Annotated in this window: 18 protein-coding genes; 8 read left to right on the top strand and 10 right to left on the bottom strand. The window is 41.2% G+C overall.

Annotated features, from left to right (window positions below; genetic code table 11):
- Window positions 1-702: 702 nt before the first annotated feature.
- The 3 genes from scpB to H6G74_RS15730 form a co-directional block, all read right to left on the bottom strand.
- A complete protein-coding gene (scpB, locus tag H6G74_RS15740; protein WP_190968566.1) occupies window positions 703-1,257 on the bottom strand; it encodes an SMC-Scp complex subunit ScpB in 555 nt (184 codons plus the stop codon).
- A 267-nt stretch (window positions 1,258-1,524) separates the two neighbouring features.
- Window positions 1,525-2,208, bottom strand: coding sequence for a 2-C-methyl-D-erythritol 4-phosphate cytidylyltransferase (gene ispD / locus H6G74_RS15735; RefSeq protein ID WP_190968565.1), 684 nt, complete (start codon window positions 2,206-2,208; stop codon window positions 1,525-1,527).
- A gap of 270 nt (window positions 2,209-2,478) precedes the next feature.
- The gene (locus H6G74_RS15730) at window positions 2,479-3,483 is read right to left on the bottom strand and encodes a phosphoribulokinase (protein WP_190968564.1); all 1,005 of its coding nucleotides are present in this window, start codon (window positions 3,481-3,483) and stop codon (window positions 2,479-2,481) included.
- A 1,024-nt stretch (window positions 3,484-4,507) separates the two neighbouring features.
- Here H6G74_RS15730 and petH point away from each other — a divergent pair.
- The 3 genes from petH to H6G74_RS15715 all read left to right on the top strand — a co-directional run bounded on the left by petH (window position 4,508) and on the right by H6G74_RS15715 (window position 8,716).
- On the top strand, window positions 4,508-5,830 hold the full coding sequence (gene petH / locus H6G74_RS15725; RefSeq protein WP_190968563.1) for a ferredoxin--NADP reductase: 1,323 nt from the start codon (window positions 4,508-4,510) through the stop codon (window positions 5,828-5,830).
- A gap of 240 nt (window positions 5,831-6,070) precedes the next feature.
- Window positions 6,071-7,360, top strand: a complete 1,290-nt coding sequence (locus H6G74_RS15720; RefSeq protein ID WP_190968562.1) for a homoserine dehydrogenase — start codon at window positions 6,071-6,073, stop codon at window positions 7,358-7,360.
- A gap of 270 nt (window positions 7,361-7,630) precedes the next feature.
- The gene (locus tag H6G74_RS15715; protein WP_190968561.1) at window positions 7,631-8,716 is read left to right on the top strand and encodes an S-layer homology domain-containing protein; all 1,086 of its coding nucleotides are present in this window, start codon (window positions 7,631-7,633) and stop codon (window positions 8,714-8,716) included.
- A gap of 63 nt (window positions 8,717-8,779) precedes the next feature.
- On the opposite strand, the gene H6G74_RS15710 is transcribed toward H6G74_RS15715, so the two are convergent.
- From H6G74_RS15710 to H6G74_RS15690, 5 genes are all read right to left on the bottom strand, one after another.
- Entirely contained in the window at window positions 8,780-9,232 is a 453-nt protein-coding gene (locus H6G74_RS15710; RefSeq protein WP_190968560.1) for a hypothetical protein, read from the bottom strand.
- On the bottom strand, window positions 9,225-9,485 hold the full coding sequence (locus H6G74_RS15705; protein WP_190968559.1) for a hypothetical protein: 261 nt from the start codon (window positions 9,483-9,485) through the stop codon (window positions 9,225-9,227). The genes H6G74_RS15710 and H6G74_RS15705 overlap by 8 nt, the downstream gene beginning before the upstream one ends.
- A 255-nt stretch (window positions 9,486-9,740) precedes the next feature.
- Window positions 9,741-10,178, bottom strand: a complete 438-nt coding sequence (locus H6G74_RS15700; RefSeq protein WP_190968558.1) for a CAAD domain-containing protein — start codon at window positions 10,176-10,178, stop codon at window positions 9,741-9,743.
- 652 nt (window positions 10,179-10,830) lie between these two features.
- The gene (locus H6G74_RS15695) at window positions 10,831-11,292 is read right to left on the bottom strand and encodes a pentapeptide repeat-containing protein (protein ID WP_190968557.1); all 462 of its coding nucleotides are present in this window, start codon (window positions 11,290-11,292) and stop codon (window positions 10,831-10,833) included.
- Between the two features lie 311 nt (window positions 11,293-11,603).
- On the bottom strand, window positions 11,604-12,467 hold the full coding sequence (locus H6G74_RS15690; RefSeq protein WP_190968556.1) for an alpha/beta fold hydrolase: 864 nt from the start codon (window positions 12,465-12,467) through the stop codon (window positions 11,604-11,606).
- Window positions 12,468-12,631: 164 nt separating this feature from the next.
- Here H6G74_RS15690 and H6G74_RS15685 point away from each other — a divergent pair, with 164 nt between their 5' ends.
- On the top strand, window positions 12,632-13,780 hold the full coding sequence (locus H6G74_RS15685) for a glycoside hydrolase family 10 protein (protein ID WP_190968555.1): 1,149 nt from the start codon (window positions 12,632-12,634) through the stop codon (window positions 13,778-13,780).
- Window positions 13,781-13,792: 12 nt separating this feature from the next.
- Window positions 13,793-14,212, top strand: coding sequence for a DUF2358 domain-containing protein (locus tag H6G74_RS15680; protein ID WP_190968554.1), 420 nt, complete (start codon window positions 13,793-13,795; stop codon window positions 14,210-14,212).
- Between the two features lie 88 nt (window positions 14,213-14,300).
- On the opposite strand, the gene H6G74_RS15675 is transcribed toward H6G74_RS15680, so the two are convergent.
- Window positions 14,301-14,813, bottom strand: coding sequence for a GNAT family N-acetyltransferase (locus H6G74_RS15675; RefSeq protein WP_190968553.1), 513 nt, complete (start codon window positions 14,811-14,813; stop codon window positions 14,301-14,303).
- A complete protein-coding gene (locus H6G74_RS15670; protein WP_190968552.1) occupies window positions 14,810-15,127 on the bottom strand; it encodes a type II toxin-antitoxin system TacA family antitoxin in 318 nt (105 codons plus the stop codon). The genes H6G74_RS15675 and H6G74_RS15670 overlap by 4 nt, the downstream gene beginning before the upstream one ends.
- A gap of 172 nt (window positions 15,128-15,299) precedes the next feature.
- Here H6G74_RS15670 and H6G74_RS15665 point away from each other — a divergent pair, with 172 nt between their 5' ends.
- From H6G74_RS15665 to H6G74_RS15655, 3 genes are all read left to right on the top strand, one after another.
- Window positions 15,300-16,211, top strand: a complete 912-nt coding sequence (locus H6G74_RS15665) for a M48 family metallopeptidase (protein WP_190968551.1) — start codon at window positions 15,300-15,302, stop codon at window positions 16,209-16,211.
- Between the two features lie 485 nt (window positions 16,212-16,696).
- A complete protein-coding gene (gene era, locus H6G74_RS15660; RefSeq protein ID WP_190968550.1) occupies window positions 16,697-17,653 on the top strand; it encodes a GTPase Era in 957 nt (318 codons plus the stop codon).
- Window positions 17,654-17,724: 71 nt separating this feature from the next.
- A complete protein-coding gene (locus tag H6G74_RS15655) occupies window positions 17,725-18,402 on the top strand; it encodes a response regulator (protein WP_190968549.1) in 678 nt (225 codons plus the stop codon).
- The last annotated feature ends 3 nt before the right edge of the window (window positions 18,403-18,405 follow it).

Below are 18,405 nucleotides of genomic sequence, written 5' to 3'. Positions count from 1 at the left end.
CAAGTTAATCAAAAGACTTGGATATGGCTTTCGCAACTTTAGTAATTTCCGCTTACGTAGCTTATTAACTTGGCACTTTACTACTAATTCTCCATAAAATTACCGGAAGAACCAAATAATTTTGGCTGTTCAACAGTAGTCAGTACAGGATGATTTTCCGGAACTAATACAGTAGGATTCTTATTTGTGCCTAACAAACAATTTTCTCTTATACCTCCTGTTATCCGCCTCATCCGTTTTTCGTTACCAAAGTGTTGATATTTGATTGGCGCTCCTGGTACTATTTTTGTGCTATCTATCTTTTTCTCTACAGATATAGACTGCGACTAAGCAGTGGTTGCATTCATCCACAACAATAATGTAGAGACTAAAATTCCAATTAAAGGTTTTTTAATAATCCTGTGTTTCATAAGACTAAATTATCTGCTGGGGCGAAAAGACTCCATAAAACCATACATAGCAAGGCTTTTAATCCAATTACATTGAAAAAGATTGTCTAACTCTTGTGCAACACAATCGGCACATTTGACCAAAGTATAGGAATTTTGAAACAAAGCGATCGCTGTTTCATGGTCAATTAACCTGTCAATAAGACTCTATCTCTTCCCCGGTCAAGTAGATTAAAACCTTAATTGGCAAAGCCTATTGTTACTACATTTGCTTGTGTATGTTTATGCTTTGAAAAAATCTCTTTTATAGCCTCTAGTCGCTAGTATCTTCTAGTTCATCTTCAATAGCTAGATTGAGTTCTAGTTGCTGTTCTTTAGTGTCAAATGGTTGGGGAAGTTGTTCGATTTGAAAGTACTGGTGAAATTTTGGTGTTACTTGTAGCGAATAAGAACGGGATTCGTTATCTCGGCGTTTTTTGACAAAACCAAGTTCGACTAATTCTTGAACATGTTGATACGCACCTGAACCCCGGAGGTTAATCAAGTCGCTTTGCAAAATTGGACTATTGAGGGCGATCGCAGCTAAACTCCTCAATGCGCCTACCCCTAATTCTACCGGAATCAGTGTTTGCACTAAATCTTGAAAGTCAGTTCTTAGTTGCAGGCTATAACCATCTGTGGTTTCAACAACCTCTAAGGCACTATCTCTACGGGCATAACTATCTATCAGTTCAATTATGCCTTCTTGGGCAGTGGCGCGATCGCAAGCTGCATATTCGGCTATTTCACTGAGAGATAAAGGCTTACCCTTTAAATAGAGAATCGCTTCAATTTTAGTCGCTGTCTTGGTCGCGGTGGCTGTTTTCATTGGGTGTTAGTCAATGGTCAATAGTGAGCCAGCGCGGTCTTGGGGGTTCCCCCTATGAGCGACTGGCGAACCCCGAAGGGGTCAATAGTCAATAATTATTAGTCATTGGTCACTGACAACTTATGACTAGTAACTAACGATTAACAAGTGTGTGGGAGTATACTTGATTTTGTTGCAAAAGTCAAAAATCTCCTTAACAATTCTCAATATCCCCCTAATCTCCCTTGTCTCCCTTGTCCCCCTTGTCCCCTCATCCCCCTTCTTCCCTCACCCTCCCCGATGACTGATAATAAATTCAGCGATCGCTAAATCCTGGGGAGTAGTAACTTTTAAATTCGTCTCCTCACCTGGAACAATTCGTACTTCAATGCCACACCTTTCAAATAACGCTGCATCGTCAGTCACTTCCCAACCTTGACGAATACCTTCAGCGTGGCACTGTTTCAATAACTGGACATTAAATCCTTGGGGAGTTTGGGCAGCCCACAAATATTGTCGGTCAGGCGTACTTTGAATTATGCCAGTTTCATCAACAATTTTAATCGTGTCTTTCACTGGTATAGCCGCAATTAACCCAGCACAATGGCGAATTGCTGCTGCACAAGCATTCAGCAAATTTGGTGTAGCCAAACATCTAGCGCCATCATGAATCAGCACTTGTTCTGCCTCTGGTGGTAACGCTTGCAAGCCGTTGTAAACCGATTCTTGCCGAGTACTACCACCAATAATAAATTCCACAGGTTTAGCCAGTGATAAATCAGCAATGATATTTTTAAAGTCAGGCCAGTCACTAGGTTGAGAAATAATTCCTATCCAACTAATAGAACTTGCTGCTTCCGCCGCTAACAAAGTCCAAGCAATAATCGGTTTTGACTGTACCTCAAGAAAAAGTTTATTGCGGTTACTACCCATTCTTTTGCCGACACCAGCAGCAGGAATTAATAAATACACAAGCGTCCTCGATGACAAAACTAAAGGTTAGAGATTAGAGATTTATAGAGGCATTTTGAACCTAGTCATAGTACAGTTCAGCGTAAATAAACCGATCATAAGGAATTGCTAAAAAGCTTGTAGTATCAATATTTTTTCTTTTTCCTTTTGACCTTTTACTTTTGCTTTTTTGTACTACTCCCTACTCACCACTCCCATCACTACAAAAATAAAAAGGGGATGCCCCCGGAAGCACCCCCAAAAAATTTGACACAAACACTGCTGTTTTGTTTAGACTTGAACTGCTAGTTTTGCTTCCTTTGATGTTAAACGTTCGTAGGTGGCACGCATTTTTAGACCTGTCAGCACTTGGAACAAACCAGTTCCATTGTTAGAACCAGGATACTCACGGTGTTGGAGTAACAAGTGAGTCATTTCACCTTCGTACTTGGTGGATGTGTTGCTGAGGTGGTTTTCGATGTAGATGACTTCTTCTAGGTTGTCAAATTGACCATCTACTTCGAGTACTGAGACATAGCGGCCATAGTAAACATCGGAACCATAGTACAGTTGCATACCTGGATAGGAACAGGTAAGCTTGCGTCCGCAAGGAGTCCAGTTAATGGTGGAACCTTCATCAAATAAGTAAACAGGAGTGAATCCTTCTTTACCTTCGCGTTGCAACATCCGTACTCGCAAAACTTTGCGTTCGGTGTCGTTTTTGATGAGGTTTGTGGGCAGTACTTGGAGAACTACGTCAGCGAATTCTCTTTGGGGTTCGATATATTTTGTAAAGTCAGGTTTACGAGAGTTGATAGCAGCTAAAACATCTTCGTAGCGATGGCCTCTTTCTGCCATATCGCGTTGAATCTTCCAAGCAATTTTAACTTCATCGCTGATATCAAAATAAACACTGAAATCAAGGAGCGATCGCACCCGTTCATCATACAAAGGATGTAGACCTTCAACCACAATAATGTGATTTGGTTCTACTATTTCTGGGGGATCAATCATGCCGGTTTCGTGGTTATAAATCGGCTTATTAATGGTTTGACCTTCTTTGAGAGCTTTAATTTGCTCATACATCAAGTCAAAATTGTTTGCCCTGGGGTCAAGTGCAGTTATCCCAGTTTCTTTGCGCTGTTTGCGATCTAAGCAATGATAGTCATCCAAACAGATAACTGTCATAAACTCTTCGCCAAACAAGTCTATTAAACGACGCAAAAAAGTAGATTTGCCGCACCCGGAGTCTCCGGCTACTCCAATTAGTACCACGCGTTCCGGCTTACTTGTCATAAATCTCCTCTAAATACTAAATGTGTCAATCAATAATTTTTCACACAGCAGATTTTTGAAGCCAGGAGTCTACCCCATTGGTTTTTCCTGTGTTCTTGCTACTTAGCCACATAACGATTATCAGACGGGTGTACAACCAAATTAGCGGCTGTTACTCGTCTGAGATTGCCTTATTTTGCAGCTAGTAAGTATTTAATCCTAGTGGTATACTTAATTTTAACAGAATGGGTAATCCTATACAAGATTTGATATCAGGAAGAATCTTGTGCTGCTACTGTCAGATTAATGATTTAGCACAAATTTTGTTCTTCACCCATCTTCCCTATGAGATACCTATCTTCCCAGTAGAAGTGAGTATAATTTTACGATTAAAGCCCATTTAGGAGAGTTGCAGTTGCTTCACTGGTGTTAACCCTCGACTTGTAACATTCACCTTGAAAATCTACCTAAAGAATGAAGAGATATTTAGTAGTCAGCCTAATTTACTGAACAGTAATCTTGAGTAAATATTTAAAGTATAAATATAAACCTAAACTCCAACGGATTTAGGTTGATCTAAGTTTCACATTCAGGAAAATTGATTGTTATAGTTTATATTATCTTTATTTTTCAGCAGTGCTGTTGAAAAAAACATAAAGAAATCAGCTACAAAATATCCAGGGCTGCCGGGCAGAATTAGCCTCTATCAAGCATTATTTGTAGCTGCTCAAAAGTGTTTGCAGCTAGTTTATTGAGATTGCCGGCAGGGATTTTTCTCAAAGATAATTCACGAAAAAAAGATTAAATTGATTCATGGTTAACATTCTGTCAGCGACTTATCCTCTATTTTAGGGGATGAACAGGTGTGTTTATTCCAATACCTACTTGTCTGGAGCGAGTGTACTTAGCAAGGTATCATTTTTTGATGCCTCTTTCCCAATGTGCTAGTTTTGGTATCCCAAAATCCGATAAACTAAAATCTGGCTAAGTGATGGGAATAGTTTTTTTGAAAAACGGTTAAGTAAATATCGGAGTGATAGAACGAATGTACAATCAAGGTGCTGTTGAGGGTGCTGCCAACATAGAATCAGGTAGCCGCATCTTCGTTTACGAAGTGGTGGGTCTGCGTCAGAACGAAGAAACTGATCAAACGAACTACCCAATTCGTAAAAGTGGCAGTGTGTTCATCAGAGTGCCTTACAACCGCATGAATCAAGAAATGCGACGTATCACTCGCCTAGGCGGCAGAATTGTTAGCATTCAACCTGCAAGTGTTCTAGAGCAACTTAATGGGAAAGCCGCAGTTGTGAATGCTGCACCTGTAGAGACTGCTAACAGTGAGGGGAATGGTCAAGCCACACCTGTGAAAGCGAAAAGTGAAGCCAAAGGCTTCGCTAAACCACCAGCTGAAGAACAGCCCAAGAATAAAGTTAACCAAGGCAACACCATGACTCAAGCGAAAGCCAAAAAAGCCCACGCTGACGTTCCTGTAAACACTTATCGTCCTAATGCTCCATTTATCGGTAAGTGTATATCTAATGAGCCGTTAGTTGGAGAAGGCGGGATTGGTATTGTTCAGCACATTAAATTTGACCTTTCTGGCAGCGATTTGAAATACATCGAAGGTCAAAGTATTGGAATTATTCCGCCTGGTGTAGACAAGAATGGCAAGCCAGAAAAACTCAGATTATATTCTATTGCTTCTACTCGTCATGGCGATGATGTAGATGACAAGACAGTTTCGTTGTGTGTCCGCCAGTTGGAATATAAGCATCCAGAAACGGGTGAAACAGTTTATGGTGTTTGCTCTACACACCTGTGTTTTCTCAAACCAGGGGAAGATGTAAAAATCACCGGGCCAGTGGGTAAAGAAATGTTATTACCCGATGACCCCGAAGCCAATGTCATTATGATGGCAACTGGTACAGGTATTGCGCCTATGCGTGCTTATCTGTGGCGGATGTTTAAGGATGCAGAAAGAGCAGCTAACCCAGAGTACCAATTTAAAGGATTCTCTTGGTTAATCTTTGGTGTTCCCACAACTCCCAATATTCTATATAAAGAAGAATTGGAAGAAATGCAGCAGAAGTATCCTGATAACTTCCGCTTGACTTATGCTATCAGCCGCGAACAAAAGAATGCTCAAGGCGGTAGAATGTACATTCAAGACCGCGTAGCAGAACACGCTGATGAACTGTGGCAATTGATTAAAAATGAGAAAACCCACACATACATCTGCGGTTTACGCGGTATGGAAGATGGCATTGATGCAGCTTTAACTGCTGCGGCTGCAAAAGAAGGCGTAACCTGGAGTGATTACCAAAAAGAAATCAAGAAAGCTGGTCGTTGGCACGTAGAAACTTACTAAGTTGGTTATTAGTCAATAGATTAAGACAACTGACAAAATATAACTGAAGCAGGATAATCTGTAGGGTGGGCGATGCTCACCCTACAATTGTTTTGTATATATACTTGCTGAGATAAGAGTCCTGGAGGTTATATTATTAACCACTCAGCACTCAGCACTCAGCGAGAAGTTGCGTGCGGGGGTTCCCCCCGTTGAGCAAACTTCGGTGACTCAGCACTAAATATATTGGGTGAAAAGCTTGTGGGTGTAAAGCTAGGAATATTGGGATTAGGTACTGTAGGTACAGGTACGGTGCAACTACTACAAGATGCTGTTGGCCGTCATCCGTTGTTGGGAGAAATCGAAATTTATCGGGTGGGTGTCCGATCGCCTGATAAACCCCGTGCGGTAGAATTACCACAGTCAGTCATCACTACAGATTTAGCCGAGATTGTCAATGATCCGGCTGTGGATATTGTAGTTGAGGTAATGGGGGGATTGGAACCGGCGCGATCGCTGCTTCTCCAAGCAATCAAAAATGGTAAGCACGTTGTCACAGCTAACAAAGCGGCAATCTCACGATTTGGGGCAGAAATTTTCAACGCCGCCAATGAAGCCGGAGTTTATGTGATGTTAGAAGCGGCTGTTGGTGGGGGAATTCCCGTGATTCAACCCCTGAAACAAGCTTTAAGTGTTAACCGGATTAACACTGTTATTGGTATCGTTAACGGTACGACTAACTATATCCTCACCCGGATGCAAACTGAAGGCAGTGACTTTGGAGATGTGTTAGCTGATGCTCAACGCTTGGGCTATGCTGAAGCCGACCCGACAGCCGATGTAGATGGCTTAGATGCAGCCGATAAAATTGCGATTTTGGCATCCTTGGGTTTTGGTGGACGCATTCATTTACAAGATGTTTATTGTGAGGGTATCCGTCAAGTTAGCAAGACAGATATTACCTATGCTGAAAAATTGGGCTTTGTGATTAAATTATTAGCGATCGCTCAATACCAAAATAATGACCACTCCCAGTTGTCTGTGAGAGTACATCCCACCTTTGTACCTAAATCTCACCCCTTGGCAAGTGTTAACGGTGTGTATAACGCCATTCTTGTAGAAGGCGAACCCATCGGTCAAGTGATGTTTTTTGGACCTGGTGCGGGTGCAGGTGCAACAGCCAGTGCTGTCACCTCCGATATTTTAAGTTTGACAGCAGCCCTCAAGAGTAACACAGCCGCACCAAATCCTCTGCTAACTTGTAGACATGAAGATTACTGCCAAGTTACCCCCATCTCGGAATTAGTTACCCGATTTTACGCCCGTTTCCTCACCAAAGACCACCCTGGTGTAATTGGTAAACTAGGTACTTGCTTTGGCAATCATGGTGTAAGTTTAGAGTCTGTGGTGCAAACTGGTTTCCAAGGAGCGTTAGCAGAAATTGTGGTTGTTACCCACGATGTGCAGGAAGGTAATTTCCGCCAAGCTTTAGAAGAAATTCGCAGTCTGGAGGCGATTGATAGCATTCCCAGCATTTTGCGAGTGCTTTAGAAGGATGAAGGGTGAAAGGTGAAATAAATGTTTTAAGTAATGTCTGACAATTAAGCTGTAAACCCGTGCAGGTGTTCACTGAGCGAAGTCAAAGTCCGGGTTTTGTTTAGATATAGCGGTAGTCAGAGATGTTAGGACAATTTCAAAGCTTGAATGCCAGGAATAGTAAGACTTTTCCTCCTGCCTCCTGCCTTCTGCTATAGCTGCGGCTTCCGTCGCCCAGTCTTCTTGATTTTTGAGTGGGAACTTTGCAATTTCAGGGAAAATACGATGACCAACTTACCTCCTTCCGACCCCAAGTCATCTGAAAAAACAGCCCTTGGCTTTGATGAATTTATTGCCATTTTAGTTGCCTTCGGTGCGATCGGGGGGATTCTCTTGTGGTCATTTTCTCGCCGAGATGCTGGCTGGAACTACAATATAGTGTTGTCGCCAACACCAACTTCCACAATCCAAACGCAACCAACTCCCACAATTACCACTCCAGCTTCCCAGGTGCAGCCAAGCACTAATCCTCAAGTTGAAGCTGCACCCCTACCTCCCAAAGAAGTAGTTCCCGAACCCAGCCCAAATTCCCCTCAAATCCTGCCACCATTCCAAGTAATTCCACTTAATTCAGCATCAAAAACCGTACCTTTTTCTACGTCTAAAAATCCAGAGTCATCAGTTACATCATCGCCCTTACCCTTAGTTACCCCTGCAGAACAAAAATCAATTATTCCACCACCCATTGCCTTTAATGATGTGCCGAGGAATTTTTGGGCAACTCGATTTATTAATGCGCTTTCGGCGCGTGGGATTATTAAAGGCTTCCCAGATTACACGTTTAGACCAAATCAGCCTGTGAATCGGGCGGAATTTGCAGCCATTCTCCAGAAAGCTTTTGATACGGAACTGAGTAAAAATTCTGTACCTTTTAAAGATGTCTCAGGTAAATATTGGGCAACACCAGCCATCGATCGCGCTGTGGGTACAGGTTTTTTAAAAGGGTTTCCCGACAAAACTTTTAAACCCAACCAAAAAATTACCCGTGTACAAGTTTTAGTGGCACTGGTGAGTGGGTTAAATCTCAAACAACCAGCCAAACCCTCACAGATGCTAAGTATTTATCAAGATGCCAAAAATATTCCTAAATATGCCGTAGCTAAGGTAGCGACTGCCACAGCTAATGGTTTGGTAATTACTGATGCTAATCCTCAACTCTTGGCTCCCAATCAAGCAGCCACCAGGGCAGAAGTAGCAGCAATGGTACATCAAGCTTTAGTTAAACTGGGAAGACTAGATAAAATTTCTTCTGAGAATATTGTGCGCTTACCTGAACAAACTTCACTGTCTCAAAGTCAAATAAATCAGTAACTTTTCAAAACCCTGACATTGCTCACAATTTCGACAACATGATCTTTTGTTGTGGAAGTACTGTTATATTCTCAATAGCCTCTTAATTATTTCTCTTCCTTTTTGAAATCCAGCAGTCATACTTGATTTGATTCCTTGGAATACCATAACAAAGTCTGCCAAAATATCATCATTGTTGAAACCAGCAATGAGCGTCATAATTGCTCCTATACCCATAGTGACGACTCCATCAAGGTCTACCAATCTGAAGAGTAATTCTGTTGTCAAGGCTCGATATACTAAACTAAGTGTCAAAACATTTCCAGCCCAAAATAAGGAAATATCTAACGCTGCACGAGCTGAGGGAAATGCTTGGTCACGTATACCACGAATCATGCAGTGTATTAACAATAACAAAAGTACAGCAATTACTCGAAGTTGGTCGTGATTGAAGTTTGAGGCAGTTTCAGCGCATTGCTGGCAGGTAGAAGATAGCTGAATTAAGTAGACAGTAAAAACACTAGCAACACTAATCATCCTGTTGCTCCTCTTGAGCATCCTTGTCTACTTGCTCTTCCTCCTCAAGTGTATCTAGCCCCACTTTCAAAATTGTAGTTGCCACCAAAATAGCTGCCGCAGCAACAGGGCCAGATAACCCAATACTTGATGTGACCAGTGCGCCAACAGCAACAGCACTTGCTATATCCTTTGCATCTCCCAGGATGTCTCTCCAGTGCTTTTTGGCTATAGAAGCTGAGTTTTTAGGAGTTTTAGCTTTTTCTTCAGCCATTTCATTTCATAATTATGGTTTTTCTCCCTGATATTTATTCTAACTCCCAGGCTGATAAAGTTTTTGAAAAGCTTTGAAGGGTAGATTTTTATGCTAATTGTCTAAGTACGATGTAGCTATTCTAAGTATTGATCCATTCTGGATTTTCAGGGTATGTAACACTGGCTGTTAAGCCATTCTGGATTTTGAGAGAGTTTGAGTGACGATTTACGCCACTCAAACGCCTTTAGTTTAATATGCCACTCAAATCAGTTATTATGTGCCAGGAGCGTTTTTACCAACAACTTGTGATTTAAGAGTTGTAATTTCGTTAGTTAGCTCTTTTCTGGTTGAAGCTTTGAGTAAATAGCGGTAAATAAACCAAGCAGAGTAACCAATCCCAATCAACTCAAAGGTAGGTGCTACTAAAGGAATATCATTCAAAGAATCTAATATTGCCAAAAGTACCTTAACTGCGACAAGTGCTGTCACAATTGCGCCAACAACAACTAAGGGTTGCTTATATTTGCTGAACAAGCTACCTAAGTACTCAGGCAGTGATGCTAAAAAGCTAGAAATTTGTTCGCCGTATTTCACCCATTCCTCTTGAGGTTGAGCAGGAGGCTGGAGTTTAGTAATGGTACCTGTTTGGCTGTTGATATCTGCCACTGCTGCTTCTGTGGATTTTGTTTCTGCGAATTCCGGTTCTTGCATCTTAATTTCCATAAATTTGACAGTTGGGTTTTTTTAATCCGGACAATTACAACCAAAAGGCTGTGATTAGACAAGGCACAAGTTGATCAGACTTGGATGGGTAACACATTGTATTCCCTATAACCATAAATGCCTCTAACCTCTACTGCATCAACTCCAAGGTAGACAGTCACTAGAAGGACAGAAGCCAAAAATGGTAGGCTGTGTTACTACATCTATCTGAGTTTTGTGTTTGTCAATCAACGGCAACCTTTAGGATGAGATTATCCTATGCCGTATCAGTTGCTGATAATCGTACTCATGCAAGTACAATTCATGCAAAAATCAGATCACCTCTCATTTATACAAGGTTAATCGCCGATTTTAACTGAATATTAAAGCTATCTTCAGCCAGATTCGTCAATGAATCCATTGGTCATTGATATGAATACTTAATAAAAGTTCTTCTGTATTCACGTATCTGGGTTTGATAAATCAGGGCTGACATCCAAAAGTTGTCTGATGAGAATGGGTGTAAGGGTGTAGGGGTACAGGGGTGTATGTCTTCAAAACCCTTACACCGTCAGGCTAACGCTCACGGCGAAGCCCCATACCCTTCCACCCCTACACCCAATTTCCACAGTTATGGGAAACGAGTCTACTTAAGTTTCATTTAGTCCCAATCTGGCATTTGTGCGCCTTCTTCACCACCAACACCGATGCCTGTGTTGAAAATATCTGCATCGGTTATATTCAGATTTTCCATTGATGCGCCGTAGACGTTGGAGTCATGAATTTGAGCGCGGGTAAAATTCACGCCATCAAGATTAGCTTTTTTAAAGTTAACGTTGGTGACAAAAGTTGAAGAGAGGTTAGCTCCTTTCAAATTTGCGTTGGTGAGGTCTGCACCTTCGAGGTTTGCGCCTACAAGGTTAGCTTTAGAAAGGTTGGCACCACGTAAATCTGCACCAATTAAATGAGCGCCACTGAGGTTAACTCCAGCTAGATTACACCTCTGACATTCCCCAGTAGATAAAAGCCTTTGTAAGTCTTGCGAATTCCCTGCTTTCACAGAGGTGGCAAAAATGAGGGGAGTGGTTGCTAAGGCTATAGCGGCAATTAGCTTGAATTTCATAATCTTTCCCCTTTGTATTGAAGTTGTAACCGTTCTTTTCCTCACGATTCTATTATCTCACTAAATTTGTGGACAATGTTGATTTAACTCACAAAATCAAGGTGATGTTTAATAGTTTGTTCAACCGTACAACAATAGTATTGATGCGGGTTTTGGGCTGGCGATCGCTCACAAATTTTATCTAAAATCACCAATCTTTATCTTGTTAAATCTTTTTAAGAAATACAAGTATTTATTTTGATTTGTCATTGGTTGTTAACCGGAATTTTTCTATTATTAATTGGCACTCAGTAATTCTACTTTTTTGTATATTAAAGTACCGTAAATTCACGCATATATCGATTCACTAACTGCGGTTCTTCTTGTTGTACCCAATGCCCACAATGAGGAATATACTGAATTTGCAAGTTGCTGACATAGGCATCGGTTCCATAAGTAAGCTCTTTCCCAAGGACGGTATCATTTTCACCCCAAATCATCAGTGTGGGGACATTTAAAATTCCCCAATTTTTGTTGGGTAAAAAGTGAGAAAATACATTGCGATAGTAGTTGAGCATTGCTGTTAAAGCACCAGGTTTTGCCGCAGCATTTTTATAAGCGGCTAGGTCAGATGCAGTAAAAGCATTTTTATTAGTTGCTGTGCCTTGAATAATCTGAGCAATGGATTGATAATCAAAAGCTTGCAGTAGAAATTCTGGCATGATCGGCAGTTGAAATAAGAACATATACCAGCTACGTAGTAACTGTTGGGGAGTTGATAATCCCTGAGAAAATTTGGCTGGGTGTGGTAAGTTAAGTATAATTAATTTCTCTAACATTTCTGGGTGAGCATCAGCAAAACACCAAGCGATCACACCACCCCAATCATGCCCAACTAAAACGCATTTTTCGTGACCTAAACCTTTAATTACACCCGCAACATCTTTGATAAATTCATCCATAATATAAGCTGATTGCACTTTGGGTTTCTCACTATCGTTATAGCCACGCAAATCTAAAGCCACCACTTGAAAGTTTTCCGCAAATTCTGGTATTTGATGCCGCCAAGAATACCAAAATTCGGGAAACCCATGTAGCATTAACATTAAAGTGCCTGTTCCTTGGGTGACATAGTGTAATTTCACACCATTGGTAGTTATATATTTATGTTCCCAAGCATTTTCAAGGTCAGACATTTGTTGTATTTATTAAATAAGTAATCTCGCTATTGTGGAATTATGTATCAGATTACTATCCCTAACATCTGTTAAAGGGCAGTGTTTGGGGTGGTAGTAATGTCAGAAAATTCTAATAAAAGTCTGAAGTGTGAAATTTATAGTTCAGACCCTTCCTAAAACCTATGAACCCAAAAGAAATTCGCGGTGTCTGGCTGACAACTACCGATAGTAAAGTTTTCCGGTCACAACAACGCATTGCAGCAGCGATGGACTTGTTAGCGGAGACAGGATTTAATGTTGTATTCCCTGTGGTTTGGAATAAGGGCGTGACTATGTACCCCAGCCAAACTATGCAGCAGACTTTTGGGGTAGAAATTGACCCAATGTCGGTTGGTCGTGACCCGTTAGCGGAGGTAATAACTGAGGCGCGACGAGTGGGGTTAAAAGTTATCCCTTGGTTTGAATATGGGTTTGCGAGTTCTTACAACTTGAATGGTGGAATGCTGTTACAAAAAAAGCCAGAATGGGCGGCGCGTGACAGTCAAGGTAATTTGTTGCAGAAAAATGGCTTTGAGTGGATGAATGCTTTTCATCCCCAGGTGCAAGATTTTCTGTTGAATTTGGTTTTGGAAGTGGTGAAAAATTATGATGTGGACGGGATTCAAGGCGACGATCGCTTTCCGGCTTTACCATCAGAAGGAGGGTATGATGCTTTAACAGTTGCCCGTTATCAGCAGCAATTTGGCCGTCGTCCACCTAGTAACCACCAAGATCAACAATGGTTGCAGTGGCGTGCTGATATTTTGACCGATTTTTTGGCACGTTTATATGGCGAAATCAAAAGCATTAATTCTAACTTGCTGGTGTCGATGGCACCTAATATTTATGATTGGGGATTGCGTGAATATCTCCAAGACTCAGCCACATGGTTGAAGTTGGGCATAGTGGATATCATTCACCCGCAGATATATCGCCACGATTTTAATAGTTATAAAGCGATCGCTAACCGACTAGCAAGTTGTCAGTTTAGTGATGCAACTCTCCCCAAATTAGCACCGGGAATTTTGATCAAGCTTGGTAATTACTCCATCAGCCCAGAATATATTGTGCAGGCGATCGCTTACAACCGCCGACTCGGAATTTCTGGGGAAGTCTGCTTTTTTTACGAAGGTTTGCGCGAAAATAACAATGCTCTTGCTCAAGTTTTGCGAAATGGCCCCTACTCCCAACCTGCGGTGTTTCCGACTTTGGCTGATTTACAACAGCCCAGCAACAGCAATTCTTTGTCATTCTGGCAGAGAATCAAGAGATTCTTAAAAAATCTTTTTTAAAGGATAAAGCGCGTGGCAGATAAATTACAGATAGAACAGGTAATTCAAACTCTTAAACAAGATTTACCTACCCTTTTTGAGCAAGATATTACCTATGACATTTATACACAGGACATTTATTTTAAAGACCCAGTAAATAAATTTAAATATAAATTCAACTATCGCATTATTTTTTGGACATTGCGATTTCACGCCCAATTATTTTTTACTCAAATCGCTTTTGATTTACATGAAGTTTATCAATCAGCAGAAGACACAATTTTAGCGAAATGGACAGTACGTGGTGTTTTGCGTGTGCCTTGGCAAGCTAAGATATTTTTTAATGGTTATTCAACTTACAAGTTCAATTCAGAACATTTAATTTATGAACATATTGATACTTGGGATAGAAAGCCAGGAGAAATTTTAAAGCAATTTATTCAAAGAGGATAAAACTTTAAGTTTGATAAATTTCACCTTTGTTAAACATGAACTTAAGGACACAAACCAGCCGAAGAAAAGTAGGTGTGAAAAAGCAATTTTAACTGAACTGTCTGGCAATTAGCGTCATCGGCAGATACAACCGTCGGAACTGACCAGGAAACACTGTGAATCCATGATGTTCATAAAAAGCTTGCGCCTGCCCATCTTTAGCATCGACTACCACCGCCATTGCGGCAATCTCACTCATCAGGCTGCGCCGTAACGCATCGACTAGTAGAAATGCACCCAGTCCTTGTCCTTGGTAGCGTTCATCGATTGCCAGCCGCCCCAGTAATGTAGCTGGAACAAGCGGATACCTTGGTAGCTTCGCACGTAGTGTTTCTGGTAAATCTTCCACCTGAATCGACGTAGCCGCCAGCGTGTAATAGCCAGCTATCATATTTGCGTCAATATCACACAGTACAAATGGCGTTGCTACATAGCGGCGCAAATCCTGACCAGCCTGTTCTCGCAGATAACGGTCAAGAGCTTCAATTCCACACCGGAAATCTACTCGATTGTGTCCGGTGTTGAGCAACTCAATGGTATGAGCAAAAGCAGGGAGACTCACGGCAGCCTCATACTTTCTTTATAACGGCTGATTGCCCGTGTTAATGGAGCATCGGGTTGTAGAGCAGGCGGATTGAGGAGAGAATCAATAAAAGCGATGCTGTCTTCCCGGCTGAGTTTGATGAGGGTATGTTCCTCAATTGTTTTGATTGCGGCCTCCTGGGCGTGACTGACCACGAAATCAGTGACTGTTCGGCCTTCTAGGTCTGCTGCCCACTGCAACAATTCTTTCTGTTCACGGGTGAGGCGTGCTTCCAAGCGTTCAGATTTGCTACGTCTGTCTTCTGTTTTACCAGGGTTTTGTTTGTTGGACATCAGGAGTGGCTCTTTTTTACTCTCTATCTTCTATGGTACGTTCTCAAGCCGTACAGATCAAAATTGAGTGGGTCAAGAAATATTGATAGCAAAACAATACACAATAGATAATCTCTATTATGTATTGTGTATTTCCGAGATTTATCTTTTCTATCAGCTAAACAACAATATCATGACAAAAAAAATATTGACTGGTCTGAATATAGTCAGATTTCAACATCCCTTTGATCAAAAAGCTTTGGCAGCTTTAAATAAAATGCCTGGTTTACCTTTAGTCTTGAAGAAGGTAAATGAATATGGCATTGACCGTTTACTGAGAATGCAAATTATCGGTGGTGAGTTTCGCGTGACACCACAAAATTTTCCTAAATTATATGATGCGTTTACAGAAAGCTGTCAAATTCTTGATTTGACTCCCCAGCCGGAACTTTATTTATTTCGTGGTACGGGACATATTCAAACCAATGCTGTTGGTGTAGAAAAGCCAATGGTGAGTGCAAATTTAGAAGCAATGGAATGGTATACACATGCTGAATTGCTATTTGCATTTGGATGTGAAATTGCACGCATTAAGGGTAAATATATTGCTTATCAACAAATGGCAAATGTAATGCCACTGTTAAAAAATATTATTAACAGTACAACTTTTGGTTTGGGAAGTTTAGCGGCTGGGGGGATAGAAGTCACTTTATGTAATTGGATTTTGATGTCAAAATTCACATGCGATCGCGCGGGTTTATTGGCGTGTCAAGATATTAATATCGCCATAACTGCACTGATGAAGTTGGCTGGTTTGCCATCGGAATATATAAATGCAGATACCATTGCTGAGTTTCAAGCACAAGCACGGGAATTTTCACTCATTAGTCTGGATAACTTGGATCAAGTTACTAAGATATTCAGCTTTATGGAGTACAAATTTCCCTGGTCGGTGATGCGAGCTTCAGAATTGTTAAAATGGGTTGATTCGGGAGAATATGAAAAGTTGCTACAATCAAAAAATGTAGACCAACCAGCCGATTCAGAAGATAATACAGATACAGAGAAAGATGCTGAAGATTGGCAGTTTATGTCTTCTTGGTAGATGATCATCTCTCAAGTTGTGCGATCGCTTGTTACATGCTAACTTTAGACAGTTGCAGGCAGGCTCATGAAATTCCTAGTTTTGATGACAAATCTCGGTTGCATATAGCTCTGAATATCTATACTAAATAGAGTAAATTAATTGTTAATCAGATTGTGAAATTAGGCGAGTTTAAGCGAGAAATTATTTCTTAGCCATAGCAATTACATCATAATTTGGTGGTATTATCCAGCCAAAATCCAAGAATATTGTCATCAAAATGACTGGCTCTCTTTCAGATAAAACAACTTTATGGAAGAGAGATAACATAATGTTGGTTGGATTTAATATCTATTTTTGAGATATTTCCAGTCGAATATCTCTAGTAGTAGATTAAACTGAAACAATGGCAAACACCGAAAATTCCAGGGTGAACATATGTTTGTTGTGCGTTTGAACCCAGAACTAACTTATCTCATCTATAAAATATGAAGGTGGAGTAAAAGGTGACTAGTATTGAAAATCACGTCTTCTCTTTTTCAGGAGAAGTATTAATTCCTCAAGCTCCTCCTGAATATAAATCGGGGTTTATCGGCATTATTGGTCGTCCAAATGTCGGTAAATCTACTCTAATGAATCAATTAGTTGGTCAAAAAATTGCAATAACCTCACCAGTAGCCCAAACTACGCGGAATCGTTTGCGAGGAATTTTGACCACAGAAGCAGCACAATTAATTTTCGTCGATACACCGGGAATTCATAAACCCCATCATCAGTTGGGGGAAGTGTTGGTACAGAATGCTAAAATTGCCATTGAATCAGTAGATGTGGTGCTGTTCGTAGTTGATAGTACAGCTGCTTGTGGTGCTGGCGATCGCTACATTGCGGAGTTATTAACTCACAGTCACACCCCCGTAATTTTGGGACTAAACAAAATTGACCAGCAATCGGCGGATTCCCAGTTTATCGATGAAAGTTACCAACAACTAGGTGATGCTAACCAATGGCCGTTAGCAAAATTTTCCGCCAAGACTGGTGCAGGATTGCCAGAACTACAAGAATTACTGACGGAAAACTTAGAAACCGGCCCCTTATACTATCCACCTGACTTGGTGACAGACCAACCAGAACGCTTTATTATGGGCGAATTAATTCGGGAACAGATTTTACTGTTAACCCGTGAAGAAGTGCCGCATTCTGTGGCGATCGCCATTGATAAAGTAGAAGAAACACCATCTATTACCCGTGTCCTTGCTACCATCCACGTCGAACGCGATTCACAGAAAGGCATTTTAATTGGTAAAGGTGGTTCAATGCTCAAAGCCATTGGTAGTGCAGCCCGCGAACAAATCCAAAAACTCATCTCTGGCAAAGTATACCTGGAACTTTTCGTCAAAGTCCAGCCAAAATGGCGACAGTCTCGGTTAAATTTGGCAGAGTTTGGTTATCGCGTGGAAGAATAGAGAAGTTAGTCAATAGTCAATAGTCAATAGCTATTGGACTATTGACCATTGACCATTGACTAGATAAACAAATGTCTACCAATCCTAGCTACTCCTTCAATCTGCCGAATGATCAACCTGTATTGCGCGTTTTGATTGTGGAAGATGATCCGATGATGCAACTAGGACTAGAACAATCATTAATGGCGCAACCCCAGTTGGAAATTGTTGGACAAGCAGAAGATGGTTATTTAGGGGTACAAGCAGCCTTAAAATTAAAACCAGATTTGGTAGTCATGGATATTGGTTTACCGCGCCTGGATGGAATTGCGGCGACACAGCAAATTAAAGCGGCGTTACCAGAAACCCATGTAGTGATGCTGACATCCCACACCACCGAAACAGAAGTGATTGCGGCACTTTCCAGTGGTGCAGATGCTTATTGTATCAAAGGTGCGAGTGTAGAAAGACTGTTAAAGGCGATCGCCGCCGCCGTTGATGGCGCGACTTATTTAGATCCGCAAATCGCCAGACGTGTCATTGATAACCTCAAACCTCCCGCAACCCAAGGAAACACCGCCAACCTCTCCACCAGAGAGTTAGAAGTTTTAAAACTGATGGTAGAAGGCTTAAGCAACCCCGAAATTGCTGAAAAACTTTACCTGAGTCCCAATACCGTTAAAACCCATGTCCGTGGAATTATGAACAAACTAGCAGTTGATGATCGCGTTCAAGCTGCTGTAGTTGCACTGCGATCGGGTTTAGTATAAAAC

Source organism: Nostoc spongiaeforme FACHB-130 (assembly GCF_014698475.1).
Taxonomy (GTDB): domain Bacteria; phylum Cyanobacteriota; class Cyanobacteriia; order Cyanobacteriales; family Nostocaceae; genus Nostoc_B; species Nostoc_B spongiaeforme.
This window is presented reverse-complemented; position numbering and strand designations above follow the sequence as displayed.